16 protein-coding genes are annotated in these 16011 nt (G+C 61.7%); 3 read left to right on the forward strand and 13 right to left on the reverse strand.

Annotated elements, in window-relative coordinates:
* Positions 1–15: 15 nt before the first annotated feature.
* Positions 16–816 carry a nitrite transporter NirC gene (gene nirC, locus QOL81_RS22795; RefSeq protein ID WP_060424537.1) on the forward strand — a complete coding sequence of 267 codons (801 nt, stop codon included), beginning with the start codon at positions 16–18 and terminating at the stop codon, positions 814–816.
* Between the two features lie 50 nt (positions 817–866).
* On the forward strand, positions 867–2270 hold the full coding sequence (cysG, locus tag QOL81_RS22800; protein ID WP_060424534.1) for a siroheme synthase CysG: 1404 nt from the start codon (positions 867–869) through the stop codon (positions 2268–2270).
* Positions 2271–2321: 51 nt separating this feature from the next.
* Here the strand turns inward: cysG and trpS are convergent, their stop codons facing one another.
* From trpS to pilM, 12 genes are all read right to left on the reverse strand, one after another.
* Positions 2322–3329 (reverse strand): tryptophan--tRNA ligase, encoded by a 1008-nt coding sequence (trpS, locus tag QOL81_RS22805; RefSeq protein WP_025304534.1) that lies wholly within the window; start codon positions 3327–3329, stop codon positions 2322–2324.
* A 2-nt stretch (positions 3330–3331) separates the two neighbouring features.
* Positions 3332–4030 carry a phosphoglycolate phosphatase gene (locus QOL81_RS22810; protein WP_038878137.1) on the reverse strand — a complete coding sequence of 233 codons (699 nt, stop codon included), beginning with the start codon at positions 4028–4030 and terminating at the stop codon, positions 3332–3334.
* Positions 4023–4700: a ribulose-phosphate 3-epimerase gene (rpe, locus tag QOL81_RS22815; protein ID WP_019456160.1), complete on the reverse strand. Its 678-nt coding sequence runs from the start codon at positions 4698–4700 to the stop codon at positions 4023–4025. The genes QOL81_RS22810 and rpe overlap by 8 nt, the downstream gene beginning before the upstream one ends.
* 50 nt (positions 4701–4750) lie before the next feature.
* A complete protein-coding gene (gene dam / locus QOL81_RS22820; RefSeq protein WP_038878140.1) occupies positions 4751–5563 on the reverse strand; it encodes an adenine-specific DNA-methyltransferase in 813 nt (270 codons plus the stop codon).
* 84 nt (positions 5564–5647) lie between these two features.
* Positions 5648–6661, reverse strand: coding sequence for an SPOR domain-containing protein (locus tag QOL81_RS22825; protein ID WP_060424531.1), 1014 nt, complete (start codon positions 6659–6661; stop codon positions 5648–5650).
* Positions 6662–6817: 156 nt separating this feature from the next.
* On the reverse strand, positions 6818–7918 hold the full coding sequence (gene aroB / locus QOL81_RS22830; RefSeq protein ID WP_060424528.1) for a 3-dehydroquinate synthase: 1101 nt from the start codon (positions 7916–7918) through the stop codon (positions 6818–6820).
* A gap of 106 nt (positions 7919–8024) precedes the next feature.
* Complete coding sequence (gene aroK / locus QOL81_RS22835; protein WP_004391482.1) at positions 8025–8546, reverse strand: shikimate kinase AroK; 522 nt, start codon at positions 8544–8546, stop codon at positions 8025–8027.
* A 349-nt stretch (positions 8547–8895) separates the two neighbouring features.
* Positions 8896–10140 (reverse strand): DNA uptake porin HofQ, encoded by a 1245-nt coding sequence (gene hofQ, locus QOL81_RS22840; RefSeq protein ID WP_072265488.1) that lies wholly within the window; start codon positions 10138–10140, stop codon positions 8896–8898.
* Complete coding sequence (locus QOL81_RS22845) at positions 10137–10499, reverse strand: HofP DNA utilization family protein (protein ID WP_060424525.1); 363 nt, start codon at positions 10497–10499, stop codon at positions 10137–10139. Before QOL81_RS22845 ends, hofQ begins: the two co-directional genes overlap by 4 nt.
* On the reverse strand, positions 10492–10986 hold the full coding sequence (locus QOL81_RS22850; protein ID WP_060424523.1) for a hypothetical protein: 495 nt from the start codon (positions 10984–10986) through the stop codon (positions 10492–10494). The genes QOL81_RS22845 and QOL81_RS22850 overlap by 8 nt, the downstream gene beginning before the upstream one ends.
* On the reverse strand, positions 10979–11518 hold the full coding sequence (locus QOL81_RS22855; RefSeq protein WP_060424521.1) for a PilN domain-containing protein: 540 nt from the start codon (positions 11516–11518) through the stop codon (positions 10979–10981). The genes QOL81_RS22850 and QOL81_RS22855 overlap by 8 nt, the downstream gene beginning before the upstream one ends.
* Positions 11518–12351: a pilus assembly protein PilM gene (gene pilM / locus QOL81_RS22860; RefSeq protein WP_060424519.1), complete on the reverse strand. Its 834-nt coding sequence runs from the start codon at positions 12349–12351 to the stop codon at positions 11518–11520. The genes QOL81_RS22855 and pilM overlap by 1 nt, the downstream gene beginning before the upstream one ends.
* Positions 12352–12472: 121 nt before the next feature.
* On the opposite strand from pilM, the gene mrcA reads away from it, so the two are divergent.
* A complete protein-coding gene (mrcA, locus tag QOL81_RS22865; RefSeq protein ID WP_047729686.1) occupies positions 12473–15031 on the forward strand; it encodes a peptidoglycan glycosyltransferase/peptidoglycan DD-transpeptidase MrcA in 2559 nt (852 codons plus the stop codon).
* 51 nt (positions 15032–15082) lie between these two features.
* On the opposite strand, the gene nudE is transcribed toward mrcA, so the two are convergent.
* Positions 15083–15637: an ADP compounds hydrolase NudE gene (gene nudE, locus QOL81_RS22870; protein ID WP_038878156.1), complete on the reverse strand. Its 555-nt coding sequence runs from the start codon at positions 15635–15637 to the stop codon at positions 15083–15085.
* Between the last annotated feature and the right edge of the window lie 374 nt (positions 15638–16011).

The following is a 16011-nucleotide window of genomic DNA, read 5'->3' on the forward strand; positions in this document are numbered from 1 at the left end:
CTTTCGGGAGGCAACATGTTTACCGACACGATCAATAAATGCGCCGCCAACGCGGCGCGCATCGTCCGACTGGCGAAGGAGAGCCCGCTCGGCTTCTGGATCAGCTCGGCGATGGCCGGCGCCTACGTCGGCCTCGGCATCATCCTGATCTTCACCCTCGGCAACCTGGTCGACCCAAGCGTGCGACCGCTGGTGATGGGCGCCACCTTCGGCATCGCGCTGACGCTGGTGATCATCGCCGGTTCCGAGCTGTTCACCGGCCATACGATGTTCCTGACGCTCGGCGTCAAGGCCGGCACCATCCGCCAAACCCAGATGTGGGCGGTGCTGCCGCAAACCTGGCTCGGCAACCTGCTCGGCTCGGTGCTGGTGGCGCTGATGTATTACTACGGCGGCGGCAGCCTGCTGCCGGTGGATACCAGCCTGGTGCACAGCGCCGCGCTGGCGAAAACCACCGCGCCGGCCGAAGTCCTGTTCTTCAAGGGGGTGCTGTGCAACTGGCTGGTTTGCCTGGCGATTTGGATGGCGATCCGCGTAGAAGGCGCCGCCAAGTTCATCGCCATTTGGTGGTGCCTGCTGGCCTTTATCGCCTCGGGTTACGAACACTCCGTCGCCAACATGACGCTGTTCGCCCTCTCCTGGTTCGGCAACCACAGCGAGGCCTATACCCTCACCGGCATCGGCCACAACCTGCTGTGGGTGACGCTGGGCAATATCCTGTCCGGCTCGGTGCTGATGGGCCTGGGGTATTGGTACGCCACGCCGCGCGCCGAACGCCCGCAGGCGGCGAAAGCCGCCGCACGTCAGACCGCCTGAGTTTTCGGGGGCGCATTTCGCCCCCACACTGATTACCCCGAGGAGTGCCGATGGACTACCTGCCGATTTTCTGCCAACTGCAACATAAAGCCTGCCTGCTGGTGGGCGGCGGCGAGATCGCCGAACGCAAGGCGCGCCTGCTGCTGGACGCCGGCGCAGCGCTGACCGTCAACGCCGTGGACTTCACCCCGCAGTTCCGCCTGTGGGCGGAAGAAGGCCGGTTGACGCTGGCCGAAGGCGAATTCAGCCCGGCCCTGCTGGCGGAAAAATGGCTGGTGATCGCCGCCACCGACCGGCTGGAGGTCAACGCACTGGTGTATCAGTGCGCCAACCGGCAGCGGGTGTTCTGCAACGTGGTGGACGATCCGAAACGCGCCAGCTTTATCATGCCGTCAATCATCGATCGTTCGCCGATCATGGTGGCGGTGTCCTCCGGCGGCAAAGCGCCGGTGCTGGCGCGGCTGCTGCGCGAGAAGCTGGAAGCGATGCTGCCGCAGCACCTCGGCAAGCTGGCCCAGCTGGGCGGCTCGCTGCGGCAGCGGGTAAAACAACGCTTCAGCAGCCTCGGCGCGCGCCGTCGCTTCTGGGAACGGTTATTCGCCCACGATCGGCTGGCGCAGTCGCTGGCCAACGACGACGCCACGCTGGCCGAACGCCAGCTCGAGCAGCTGTTCAGCGAACAGCCGGAAGATCGCGGTGAAGTGGTGCTGGTGGGCGCCGGGCCGGGCGATGCCGGCTTGCTGACGCTGAAAGGGCTACAGCAGATCCAGCAGGCCGACGTGGTGGTTTACGACCGGCTGGTCTCCGAAGAGATCATGACGCTGGTGCGCCGCGACGCCGAACGCATCTTCGTCGGCAAACGCGCCGGCCACCACTGCGTGCCGCAAGAGCAAATCAACCAAATCCTGCTGCAGCAGGCGCAGCAAGGCAAACGCGTGGTGCGCCTGAAGGGGGGAGATCCCTTTATCTTCGGCCGCGGCGGCGAAGAGCTGGAGACGCTGGCGGACGCCAACGTGCCGTTCTCGGTGGTTCCGGGCATCACCGCCGCCTCCGGCTGTTCCGCCTACAGCGGTATCCCGCTTACCCACCGCGACCATGCGCAGAGCGTGCGCCTGGTGACCGGCCACGCCAAGGCCGACGGCGGATTGGACTGGGCGACGCTGGCCGCCGGGCAACAGACGCTGGTGTTCTATATGGGGCTGTCGCAGGCGGCGGAGATCCAACGCCAGCTGATAGCGAATGGATTGGCGGCCACCACGCCGGTGGCGCTGGTAGAAAACGGCACTTCCTGCCACCAGCGGGTGATCGAAGGCGAACTCGGCCAACTGGGCGCCCTGTCACTGCAGGCCGCCAGCCCCAGTCTGATCATCGTCGGCAGCGTGGTCAGCCTGCGCAGCAAACTCAACTGGTTCGCCAGCGAGGTACCGCCTGCCGGCCTGGCGCAAATGGCGTGATACCGACATAAAAAAAGCGGCCCGTGGCCGCTTTTTTTATTTTCGCTGGCGTTACGCCTGCGGCGGTACGAAACCGACGGCCTGATAGACCTTCGCCAGGGTTTCCTGCGCGCGTGCGCGGGCCTTGGCGGCGCCGTCGCGCATCACCTGCTGCAGATAGGCTTCGTCGTTACGGAAGCGGTGATAGCGCTCCTGCAGCTCACCCAGCATGCCGGAGACGGCTTCCGCCACCGCGCCTTTCAGGTGGCCGTACATCTGGCCTTCGAACTCGGCTTCCAGCTGCGCGATGCTCTTGCCGGTCACGCCGGCGAGAATATCCAGCAGGTTGGAGACGCCCGCCTTGTTGACCACGTCGTAACGCACGACAGGCGGCTCTTCCGAGTCGGTCATTGCGCGCTTAATCTTCTTGGTCACCGCTTTCGGATCTTCCAGCAGGCCGATCACGTTGTTGCGGTTATCGTCCGACTTGGACATCTTCTTGGTCGGTTCCTGCAGCGACATCACGCGCGCGCCGGATTTAGGAATAAACGGCTCCGGCACTTTGAACACGTCGCCGTACAGCGCGTTGAAACGCTGCCCTACGTCGCGGCTCAGTTCCAGGTGCTGCTTCTGGTCTTCGCCCACCGGCACCTGGTTGGTTTGATACAGCAGGATATCCGCCGCCATCAGCACCGGATAGCTGAACAGCCCGGCGTTGATGTTCTCCGCGTAGCGCGCGGATTTGTCTTTGAACTGCGTCATGCGGCTCAGTTCGCCGAAATAGGTGTAGCAGTTCAGCACCCAGCTCAGCTGCGTGTGCTCAGGCACGTGCGACTGCACGAAGATGGTGCTTTTTTCCGGATCGATACCGCAGGCCAGGTACAGCGCCAGCGTATCCAGCGTGGCTTTGCGCAGTTTCTCGGCGTCCTGGCGCACGGTGATGGCATGCAGATCGACGATGCAGTAGATGCAGTCGTAGTCGTCCTGCATCTGCACCCACTGACGCAGCGCACCCATGTAGTTGCCGATGGTCAGTTCGCCGGACGGTTGCGCGCCGCTAAATACGATGGGCTTACTCATGTTTAAATTTCCTGATTCTCTAAAGATGACAGCCCAAGAGCGGGCAACAAATCGGCGAAGCGCTCCAACACCCGATCGGGGTGGCTCAGGGCTATCGATTCGCCGTAGTTATAACCGTAGGTAAAGCCGACGCTTGGGCAACCGGCGCCCTGCGCGGCTTGAATATCGTTGCGTGAATCGCCGACGAACAGCAGTTCATGCGCGCGCAGCCCAAGCTTGCCGAGCACCAGATACAACGGCGCCGGGTGCGGTTTCTTTTCCGTCACGTCGTCGCCGCCGATCACCAGCGAGAAATAGTCGCCAATCCCCAACGATGCCAGCAGCGGCGCCACGAACGGCGTCGGCTTGTTGGTCACCAGCGCCATCGGGTAGCCGTGCGCGGCCAGTCGGGCCAGCGTCTCTTGCACCTGCGGGAACAGGCGGCTACCGCTGTCGACGGTCTGCGCATAGAAATGGTCGAAGCGTTCACGCAGCCGGCCGCACTGTTCCGGCGTGCCTTCCGCTTCCGCCCAGCGCAGCGCGCGCTGCACCAGCACGTCGGCGCCGTTGCCGATCCAGGTGCCAACCCGCTCCTCACCCGCTTGCGGCAGGCCCGCTTCTTCCAGCGCCATATCGATGGCGGCCGCCAGGCCCGGCGCGCTGTCGACCAGCGTGCCGTCCAGATCGAAGGCCAATGCGCGGATCGCGCCGAAATCAGCCATGGGAAACCTTCGCCAACTCGCTGCGCATCTCGTCGATCACCTTGCGGTAGTCCGGCTGGCCAAAGATGGCGGAACCGGCGACGAACATATCGGCGCCCGCAGCGGCGATTTCGGCGATGTTATCCACCTTCACCCCGCCGTCGACTTCCAGGCGGATGTCGCGACCGCTGTCGTCGATCAGCTTGCGCACCTGGCGCAGCTTGTCCAGGGTGCCGTGGATGAACGACTGGCCGCCGAAGCCCGGGTTAACCGACATCAGCAGGATCACGTCGATTTTATCCATCACGTAGTCGAGATAGCTCAGCGGCGTGGCCGGGTTGAACACCAGGCCGGCTTTACAGCCGTGCTCTTTGATCAGCTGAATGGTGCGATCGACATGCTCGGAAGCTTCGGGGTGGAAAGAGATATAAGACGCGCCGGCCTTGGCGAAATCAGGCACGATGCGGTCCACCGGCTTGACCATCAGATGCACGTCAATCGGCGCGGTAATGCCGTAGTTGCGCAGCGCTTCGCACACCATCGGACCGATGGTCAGATTGGGCACGTAGTGGTTGTCCATCACGTCGAAGTGCACCACGTCGCCGCCTGCGGCCAGCACGTTGGCGGTATCTTCACCTAACCGGGCAAAATCTGCCGACAGAATGGACGGGGCAATCAAAAACTTTTTCATCCGCTTCTCCAAACGTAGGGTCGAGTTGTTATGCGCCGGGGTGCCCCGGCTTAGCGATACAGCGCCAAAAGCTCGTTCACTTTGCTGCGGCCGAGAATATTGCGGCTGATCGTGCGGCGCGCTTTCACCACATACAGCGCAGCATTCTGGTACCAGTCGCGCGTCAGCTCGGTATCGTGATTGGAGATCAATACCGGTACCCGGCTCTCTACCGAGAGCTGATGCGCCAATTGCGCCAGGCTCTGCTGATCGGCGATGCTGAAGCTGTTGGTGTGGTAAGCGGTGAAATTCGCCGTCGCCGACAGCGGCGCATAAGGCGGATCGCAATACACCACGGCGCCGGCCACGGCCTTCGCCATGGTATCGCGGTAATGCTCGCAGACAAAAGTGGCATTGCGCGATTTTTCAGCAAACCAGTAGAGCTCTTCTTCCGGGAAGTACGGTTTCTTGTAGCGGCCGAACGGTACGTTGAACTCGCCGCGCAGGTTATAGCGGCACAGGCCGTTATAACAGTGGCGGTTCAGGTACAGGAACAGCAGCGCCCGGCGGTAAGGCTCGGTGCTAGTATTGAACTCTTCTCGCAGCAGGTAAAACTGATCCGAGTTATTGAATTCATCGGCGAAAAGCGTGCGGGCATCGCGCACGAAGTCATCCGTGCGCAGCTTAACGATGTTATACAGGTTGATAAGATCGCTATTGATGTCGGCGAGAATGTAGGCGTCGTAATCCGTATTCAGGAAGACGGATCCCGCACCCACGAAGGGCTCGATTAAGCAGTCTCCCGCCGGCAGATGGCGACGAATCTCGTCTACCAGCGGGTATTTTCCACCAGCCCATTTTAAAAAAGCGCGGTTTTTCTTCATGCCGTCAATTAGCTACTTATACAATTCAGAGCGGCGGATTGTACTCTGTTTCAGACAGCACATCAGCGCACAAATTTAAATGATTTATTTTTTAAGATCTTGCTGTACCTGATGTACAGGTCGGACCCATGGTTTTTTCGCCTGTACATCCGCCGGCAACGAAGCAATAGCGCGCTTCGCTTCCGCGGAAGACGCGTAGTTGCCGCTTACCAGCACATACCACGGCTTGCCGTCACGCTTGGTGGCGTACACCAGGTAGTTCTGCAGCTTCTGCTGTTTGGCGTAGGCGTTCAGCGTATCGGAACGCGAAGCGCTGCTCAGCTGCAGCGTGTAATGGCTGCCCGGTGCAGACTGCAGCGAACTGCCGCTGCTGCTGACCGCTCCCGCTTTCGCGGTGGAAGACGGCTTGGCCGGCGGCGTATACACCGTAGTCGGTGATTTATGCTGCGTCGCGGTCGGTTTGGTGGCGGCGGTTTTCGCCGGCGTTTTATGCTGTTGCGGCGTGGTGCCTTGCACAGGGCGCGTCGCCTCGCGCGCCGCAGCGCCGCTCATCACCGTTGCCGGTGCAGTCGGCAACGTCGACGCTGCGCCGGTCATGCCCTGGGTTGCGGCATCCACCTGCCCCTGCTGCTGCGACAGCGCATCCGCCATGTTGCCCGGCAGATCGACGCGCTGCTGCGCACCGCCCTGCTGAGGCTGAGTTTGCGCTTCGGTCGGCGTGCCGGAGATCGGCGGAACGCTGACGTTCTGCGGTTGCTGCGGCTGAGTCGCGCTCACACCGTTGTTATCGTGGGTATCCGTCGTGCCGCCCGGCACGCCGTTGTTGGCGGTGGTCAGCGACGAAGAGCCGGACAGGTTGATGTCGCGAGCCGCGCCGTTTTGCGCGCCGCTATCCTGAGCCGCCTCATGCTTGGTCGGCGCCTTCAAGGCGGAACCGATGCCGATAATCAGCAGCAACAGCACCAAAATGCCGATGCCAATCATCAAATGCTGGCGCGAAACGGCGAAGCGCGGCGCGGCGGCCGGCTTGCGCGAACGCGTAGGACGACGATCGCTGCTATCAGGTCTGAGATCGTCTTCCGGTTTAAACTCGTCCATCTGAAACCCTCCAACTAGAGGCAAAAGCCCACCACCGTAGACCTACCGTGGCACGGGCAGATTAACCCGATGATGGCAAAGCGACACCCGTCGTGCTCTGCTCACTGTATTAATATAGATGCAAATGGCGGCTAAGCCACTGTTACTTGGTCCGATTTAATTACGCTGCTGCTCAGGCAGGCAGGCGGCGATCGACGCCAACACCAGTTCATGCCCTACGCCGCCGCGCACTTCGGCCGCACCGATCGCGGTCGGCAGCACCAGACGCAGTTCACCCGCCAGCACTTTCTTGTCGCGCAGCATGTGCGGCAAATAGGATTCCGGCGTCATTTCCTGCGGCCCGCAGACCGGCAAGCCGGCGCGCAGCAGCAGCGTTTTGATGCGTTCGATGTCTTCAACGGAGAACTGGCCGAGACGGTGCGCGGTTTCCGCCGCCATCACCATGCCCGCAGCCACCGCTTCGCCGTGCAGCCATACGCCGTAGCCCATTTCGGCTTCGATGGCGTGGCCGTAAGTATGGCCCAGATTCAGCAAGGCGCGCAGGCCGCTTTCGCGTTCGTCGGCGGCCACGACCTCGGCCTTCAGCTCGCAGCAGCGGCGGATACAGTAGGCCAACGCCTGCATATCCAACGCCATCAGCGCATCGATGTTGTTTTCCAGCCAGACGAAGAACTCGCGATCGAGGATGATCCCGTATTTGATGACTTCAGCCAGACCGGAAGAGAGTTCACGCGTCGGCAACGTTTTCAGGCAATCCAGATCAACCACCACCGAAGCGGGTTGATAGAAAGCGCCGATCATGTTTTTGCCGAGCGGGTGGTTGACGGCGGTCTTGCCGCCCACGGAAGAATCCACCTGCGACAACAGCGTGGTGGGAACCTGAATGAAGCGCACGCCGCGTTGATAGCACGCGGCGGCAAAGCCGGTCAGATCGCCGACAACGCCGCCACCGAGCGCGATCAGCGTCGTGTCGCGCCCGTGCGGTTTTTCCAGCAGCGCCGAAAACACCTGCTCCAACACCGCCAGAGATTTGTACTGCTCACCATCGGGAAGGATCACCTGATCCACCACGACGCCGCCCCGCTCCAGCACCTGCCGGACGCGCTCCAGATAGAGCGGCGCCAGGGTCTGGTTGGTGACCAACATCGCTTGCTCACCCGCCTTCAACGGCATAAAAGAAGCCGGATCGTTAAACAATCCGGCGGCGATGGTAATCGGGTAGCTGCGCTCCCCAAGCGTTACAGTAATTCTCTCCATGTCGCGCTCAGTTCTCTGTATGGTGCGGCGGTGGTTGATCCCCGCAGCGGCGGGGAACACAAATCAGTTTTCCGCATTGGCCGACGGCGAACGCGAAAATCGGCAATCAGTTGCTTTCCAGCATGTTGATGATCTGGTTAGCAACCACTTTAGCGCTCTGATCGTCGGTGCGGATGGTGACATCGGCAATCTCTTCATACAACGGATTGCGCTCTTTCGCCAAGGCTTCCAGCACTTCACGCGGCGGAGAATCGACCTGCAGCAGCGGGCGTTTTTTATCACGCTGGGTACGAGCCAGCTGCTTCTCGATCGTGGTTTCCAGATAGACCACCACGCCGCGCGCGGACAGACGGTTGCGCGTTTCGCGCGACTTCACCGAACCGCCGCCGGTCGCCAACACAATCCCTTGTTTTTCCGTCAGTTCATTAATGACTTTTTCTTCACGATCGCGGAAACCTTCTTCCCCTTCCACGTCGAATACCCAGCCCACGTCAGCTCCGGTACGTCGCTCAATTTCTTGATCGGAGTCGAAGAACTCCATATTGAGTTGCTGAGCTAACTGACGGCCAATAGTGCTTTTGCCGGCACCCATAGGCCCAACCAGAAAGATATTGCGTTTCTCTGCCATGTTTTTCGGTATTACTAAGACAATTCGTTAATGTTAACCCGCCCCGCCAATCAAATCAGCGGCGGGACCTAAACTGAAACCTCATGAGCGATAGTGCGAGATCAGACGAAAAATTATCTCAACACTCTTGGTAGTTTGGCAACCGAATAAATCGCAATCCACGCCGCGGGAGGGAAACCATATGTTTTTAACGGCGTCTTGACGCTAACAAAAAACCTCGGTGCTCAATTCGGTAACCCTTGTAAGCTAAATCGGCCGCAGCGTCAAACGCAGATCCCCCCAAGGAGATAAAAAAGTGTATCTGCTCATCAACTTTAGGAGATTTGCCGTCCGGCTGACAGGTAGCCGCTTATCCCTTAATCAGGGTCGGCGTAATGAAGATCACCAGCTCGCGTTTTTTCTGTTGTGCGCCGCTTTGTCGGAACAAGCCTCCCAATAACGGCGCATCCGCCAATCCCGGCACCTTGTCCGCCGTCTTGCCGCTATGCCGTTGAAAAATACCGCCGAGCACCAGGGTTTCACCGTTTTTCACCGTGATCTGCGTTTTAATCTCCTGTTTATCGATGGTCAGCGCTTCCCCCGCGCCCCGGCTGATGGCGCGCCCCGGCATATTTTGGCTGATGTGCAACGTCAGCGTGATGCGCCCGTCCGGCAACACTTTCGGCGTCACCTCCATGCCCAGCACCGCCTCTTTGAACTCGATGGCGGTCGCACCGCTGGCGCCGCTTGACACTTCGTAAGGGATCTCGGTTCCCTGCTTGATGCTGGCGGTTTGCAGGTGCGCCGTCAGCAGGCGCGGGCTGGCGATGATCTCCACCTGATTCTCCTGTTCCAGCGCCGTCAGCTCGAGGCTCAGCAAACGCCCGCTGATGCGCGCCAGATGGAAACCGGCGTTCACCGCGCTGCGCTCCAGCGGCAGGTTGACGCCGAGATTGCCCGGCCGCAGCGGCTTCGCCGGCCTGTCGTCAGGCGCCAATCCCCAACGCACGCCGAGTTCGCGCAAGCTTTCGCTGTTGATGGTCACGATATGCGCCGCCAGCTGGACCTGTGCCAGCGGCGCGTCCATTTCCGTTACCCGCTTTTTCAACTGCGCCAGGATCGGCGCGGTGTCGCGCAGCAGCAGCGTATTGGTGCGCTTATCCGCCAGCACGCTGCCCCGCTCGCTGAGCAAGGCGCCGCGTTGGGCATTGAGGCTTTCGGCAATCTCCGCCGCATCGCCGTTCTGTAACGTCAGGCTCAGGCTGTGCAGCGGTTGCCGCTGCGCCAGCGCCTCTCGCTGCTGCCTTTTTTCCTGCGCGTCCGGCTCCGGCGCAATCAGCATCACGTTACCCTCACGCGTCATCGCCAATTTGCCCATGCGCAGGGTCAGCGCCAGCGCCTGAGGCCAGGGCACATTCTCCAGCCGCAGCGTCAGGTTGCCGCTCACGCCGGGCGCGGCGATCAGGTTCATCTGCCGATAATCCGCCAGCGCCTGCAGGATGACCGTGACCGGCGCATCCTGAAACTCCAGCGAAATAACCTGTTTATCCTGCGCCTGTGCGGCGCCGAGCGTCAGACACCACAGCGCCACGCCCAATCCAGCGCGTCCTTTCATGGTTTCCCATCCTTGTTGTCCATTATCAGCGGGATGTCGCCCTGGCTCGCCGGGCAATCCGGTTCGGCCGCCAGCGCCGTTAACGTCAGGCTGCGCGCCTGCACCTGCGTCACCTGCCAACGCTCGGCCAGCACCCGCTGCTGCGGCCGCAGGCGCAGCCACTGCCCCGCCGGCGTCACCACCCAGCCATAGCGCAGCGTCGGTTGCCCGATGACGCCTTTCAGTCGCCAGCCCGCCGGCGATGCCGCCGTTTGGGCACAAGCAGGCAGCGGAGGCGGCGCAAACGGGTCGCGCGGCTCAGCACATAGGGCCCACGGCCATAGCAGCCACCACCACCCACGGCCGGGTCTTTTACTCATCTGCCTGCTCCTCGGTGGCATCCTGCAAAACCAACCGCGCCGTCATGCCAAGGGGCGGCGTCTCCACGCTCAGCTGCTCGAGGCGCAAATCGGCGGGCAGCGCCTCCAGCAGCGCCAACAAACCGGCGTAGTCAATGCGCAAACTCAGCGTTTGCCGCAGCGGTTTTTCCTGCCGCTGCCAGCGCAGCAAAGCGCCCCCCGCCCGTTGCAGCACGCTCGCCAAATCGCCGGTGGTGGTCGGCGCAAGCACCGCCGCCGGGATAATGGTTTGCGGCGTCTCTTCCAACTGGCTCTGCACCATAGCGATCTGTTGCAGCAGGCGCTGTTGCCGCTCCGCCGCATTTTCCCGCTGACGCCATTCGTCTTGCAGCAGCCAACCGCCGCCCAACAGCGCCAGCGTGCCGATGCCCAACCCTTGCGACAGCAGCAATAGCCAGCCCGGTAAGCTCAGCCAGAGGCGCAGCCCGGAGGACAAACGGCTATCCATCACGCCCCCACTGCGCCGCCAGATGAAAGGAGTACAGGCCGTCTTCGCGTTGCGCCATCTCCGCCAAATGCAGCCGTGGCAACGCAGGTATCCCCGCCAGCCGCCGTTCGAACTGCGTGATGGCCGCAGGAGAGCGGCTCAATCCACGCAGCCGCAGGCCGTTCGCCGCATTGCAGTCCAACGCCGTGAGCCACAGCGGCGGAGGAATGCTGGAGGACAATTGCTGCAGCAGCTGCAAATAACGCCGGTTATGTTGGGCGTTATTTGCCTGCCGTTCGGCGCGGGCACTGTGCATCGCTTGCTGCGCCCGCTCTTGCTGCTGCTGGCGGGCGAGCGACGTCAATGCCGCCAGCTCCTCACCCAGCATCGCCTGCCGCGCCTGCCGCTGCGTCTGTTGGTGACGCAGTTGGCCGGCGGCCAGGAACAGTGCCAGCAGCAGCGCCGTTACCTGCAACAGCAGCACGCCCAGCCAGAAATAGGCGCGTCGCCGATCGCGGCGCTGGCGCCAGGGCAGAAAGTTAACCTGATACATCAACGATCCTCCTCGCGCAGCGCCAGACCACCGGCCAACGCGAACGCCGAGGGATGCACGGGCAACGGCGGACGCAGCTGCGTAAAGGCGCTGAGCGGCGACCAGGCCAGGCAGCCGGCGGGCAGGGCTCCCGCCAGCACGCTGCCGGCATAGACAGGCCGATCGTCGCCCGCCGGCGTCTGGGCTTGCAGCGCCCGCAGCGCCTGGGCGCCATCGTCGCCCGGCGCCAGACCAAAGGCGAAGGCGCCATCGGCCGGCGCCACCCACAGCCATTCTCGTTCGAGGCGATGCATCAGCCCCGCGGCGGGCGGCACGCCTGCCGCCGTCGCCATCATCCGCAGCGCGCAGGGGGTGATATCGACCGCCTGCGGATGCAGGCCAGCCTGACGCAGACAAAGCAGCCACTGCTGCAGTTCCTGCCGCCGCGCGGCGGTCAACAGCAGCGCCGCCTCATCCCCCGGTGCGGCGCGATAGTCGAGCGCCAGCGTCTGGCCGTCGAGCGGAAACTGCTTCAAACCGTGGCCGCCGATATAGTCGCTGCGTTCCGGCTCGCGCAGCCGCGCATCAGGCCGTGCCATACGCTGCTGCAACACGCGCTGCGCCGGCAGGGCAATGCGTAAGGAAATATGTCGCGGCAGCTGGACGCGCCATTGCCGCAGCGCCCGGATCAGGAATTCGGAAGGTTCCAGGCAGCCGTCGCGTAAAACTGCCTGCGGCAGCGCCTGCTGCCACCAGTGGCGCAACTGCCAGCCGTTGCGGCGGCGTTGGGCCGCCACCGCCCGCACGCAGTCGATTTGTATATCCAGCCCCACCTGCCATGCTTGAGGGAACATGTTTCGCAAGCCTCCATAACATCAGATGATAAAAGAACATATCCATGTCGCAGGCTTGCCTTTATACTACCGCGCGGTTGTTTATAAACTGCCCAAATGACTTAGAAATGGGAAATCTCAGGTGAAGTTCGTAAAGTATTTACTAATCCTTGCAGTATGTTGCATCGTGCTGGGAGCAGCCTCGATTTTCGGCTTGTACAAATATGTCGAGCCACAGCTGCCCGACGTCGCAACGCTGAAAGATGTGCGGCTGCAAATACCGATGCAGGTTTACAGCGCCGATGGCGAACTGATCGCCCAATACGGCGAGAAGCGCCGCATTCCGCTGAAGCTGGATCAAATTCCACCGGTGATGGTGCACGCATTCATCGCCACCGAAGACAGCCGCTTCTACGATCACCACGGCGTCGATCCGGTCGGCATCTTCCGCGCCGCCTCCATCGCGCTGGTCTCCGGCCACGCTTCGCAGGGGGCCAGTACCATTACCCAACAGCTGGCGCGTAACTTCTTCTTAAGCCCGGAACGCACCCTGATGCGTAAAATCAAGGAAGCCTTCCTGGCGGTGCGCATCGAGCAGATGCTCACCAAGGATGAAATCCTTGAGCTATATCTGAACAAGATCTATCTGGGTTACCGCGCCTACGGCGTGGGCGCCGCCGCGCAGGTCTATTTCGGCAAAGACGTCAGCCAGCTGACCCTGAGCGAAATGGCGACCATCGCCGGCCTGCCGAAAGCGCCGTCCACCTTCAACCCGCTCTATTCGCACGATCGCGCCGTTGCCCGTCGCAACGTGGTGCTGTCGCGCATGCTGGACGAACACTACATCACGCAGGCGCAGTACGATCAGGCGCGCGCCGAAGATCTGGTCGCCAACTACCATGCGCCGGAAATCAGCTTCTCCGCGCCGTATCTCTCCGAGATGGTGCGTCAGGAGATGATCAAGCGCTACGGTGAAAATGCCTATACCGACGGTTACAAGGTTTACACCACCGTCACCAAGCGGCTGCAGCTGGCGGCGCAGGAGTCGGTACGCAACAACGTGCTGGCCTATGACATGCGCCACGGCTACCGCGGCCCGTCCAACGTGTTGTGGAAAGTCGGCGAAGCGGCCTGGGATCGCAAACAGATTGTTGATTCGCTGAAAAACCTGCCGAACTACGGCCCGCTGGCGCCGGCGGTGATCACCGCCGCCAACCCGCAGGAAGCGACGGCGATGCTGGCCGACGGCAGCAGCATTGCCCTGCCGATGGCGACCATGCGCTGGGCGCGCCCATACCGTTCAGACACGCAGCAAGGCCCAACGCCGAAACGCGTCACCGACGTGGTGCAGGCCGGCCAGCAGGTGTGGGTGCGTAAAGTGAACGAGGCCTGGTGGCTGTCGCAGGTGCCGGACGTCAACTCGGCGCTGGTCTCAATCAACCCGAACGACGGCGCGGTGAAAGCGCTGGTTGGCGGCTTCGATTTCAACCAGAGCAAGTTCAACCGCGTCACGCAGGCTCTGCGCCAGGTAGGGTCGAACATCAAACCGTTCCTGTACACTGCCGCGATGGATAAAGGCCTGACGCTGGCCACCATTCTGAACGACTTGCCGATTACCCGTTGGGATGCCGGCGCCGGCACCGACTGGCGGCCGAAGAACTCGCCGCCGACCTACGACGGCCCGATTCGCCTGCGGCAGGGGCTGGGGCAATCGAAGAACGTGGTGATGGTGCGCGCGATGCGTGCGATGGGCGTCGACTACGCGGCGGAATATCTGCAGCGCTTCGGCTTCCCGGCGCAGAACATCGTGCATACCGAATCGCTGGCGCTGGGCTCCGCCTCCTTCACCCCGATGCAGCTGGTACGCGGCTACGCGGTGCTGGCGAACGGCGGTTACCTGGTTGACCCGTACTTCATCACCAAAATTGAAGACGACAACGGCAATACGGTGTTCGAAGCCAAACCGAAAGTGGTGTGCAGCAGCTGCAACCTGCCGGTGATCTACGGCGACACCCACCGTTCGGCGGTGCTGTCCGACGACAACATCGAAAACGTCGCCACCTCGCAGGAAGGCAGCAACAGCACGGTGCCGATGCCGCAGCTGGAGCAGGTTACCCCGGCTCAGGTGCAGCAGGACGGCGACCAACAGTATGCGCCGCACGTGATCAGCACGCCGCTGGCCTTCCTCATCCACGACGCGCTGAACAGCAACATCTTCGGTGAACCGGGTTGGATGGGCACGGCCTGGCGCGCCGGGCGCGATCTGAAGCGTCATGACATCGGCGGCAAAACCGGTACCACCAACAGTTCCAAAGACGCCTGGTTCTCCGGCTATGGTCCGGATACCGTGACGTCGGTGTGGATCGGTTTCGACGATCACCGCCGCGACCTGGGCCGTTCGACGGTATCCGGCGCCATCCCGGATCAGATTTCCGGCGGTGAAGGCGGAGCCAAGAGCGCCCAGCCGGCGTGGGACGACTTCATGAAGACCGCGCTGGAAGGCATCCCGGAGCAGAAAGTCACGCCGCCGCCGGGCATCATCAGCGTCACCATCGACAAGAGCAGCGGCAAGCTCTCTGGCGGTGGCGGCGGCAGCCGTTCCGAGTACTTCATCGAAGGAACTCAGCCGACGGACTACCCATCGCGCGATACCGGCACCACGTTGACCGATCCGGGCGGTGAAAGCCACGAGCTGTTCTGATCGAAAAGGGCCAGAGAAATCTGGCCCTTTTTTTGTTTGGCGCGAAGCGTATCAGCGCGAAGCGCGCAAAAATGCCTCTGAGAGGAACAGCGCGCTGACGTTGCGCGCCTCACGAAAATCCGGTTCCGCCAGCAGCGCCATCATGTCGGCGATCGGCCAACGCACCTGCGGCAGGGGCTCCGGCTCATCCCCTTCCAGGCTCTGCGGATAGAGATCGTGCGCCAGCACGATATTCATTTTGCTGGAAAAGTAAGAGGGCGCCATCGTCAGCTTGCTGAGAAAATCAAAGCGCTTCGCGCCGTATCCCACCTCTTCCATCAGCTCGCGGTTGGCGGCCTCCAGCACCCCCTCACCGGGATCGATCAGCCCTTTCGGGAACCCCAGCTCATAGGATTCGGTGCCTACCGCATATTCGCGGATCAGCAGCAGGTCATCGCCAATCACCGGCACGATCATCACCGCTTCGCGATCCGAAGGCCGCATGCGCTCATACACCCGCCGCACACCGTTGCTGAATTCCAAATCGACCGACTCGACGTTGAACAAACGCGAACGCGCGACGGTTTCCACTTTCAGAATTTTAGGTTTTTGCAGGTGTTTATCCATGATTGCCTCAAAGAGGTTACCCAGGCGCGGACGGGGCAACCGAAATAATGATTGGCGTAACGCACGGCTCGTTGGCGCTCAAACGCTGACCAAATTCGATCCTGATCACATTGTGCGTTAAGGGTAAGCTCCGCCGCAACGAGCATGAGCAGTAATTTACTTTCTTTTAACAAGCGTAGCCAGCGGCGGGCGATTTTCCGTACTGATTCAGCAAACAGCACGCATGAAAATAGGATAATACCGATATCGACGGCAGAGGCCGGTTGCTAGTATCACGCAGGCAAGAATCAGTGATAAAATGGCCTTGCGTCATGAAGGAATGAGATCCAGAGCGAGAATCTGTTTGTTCCCTCATTATTAGTTCTGGGTGCCTC

It is taken from the genome of Serratia sp. CC22-02 (assembly GCF_900182895.1).
Taxonomy (GTDB): domain Bacteria; phylum Pseudomonadota; class Gammaproteobacteria; order Enterobacterales; family Enterobacteriaceae; genus Serratia; species Serratia nevei.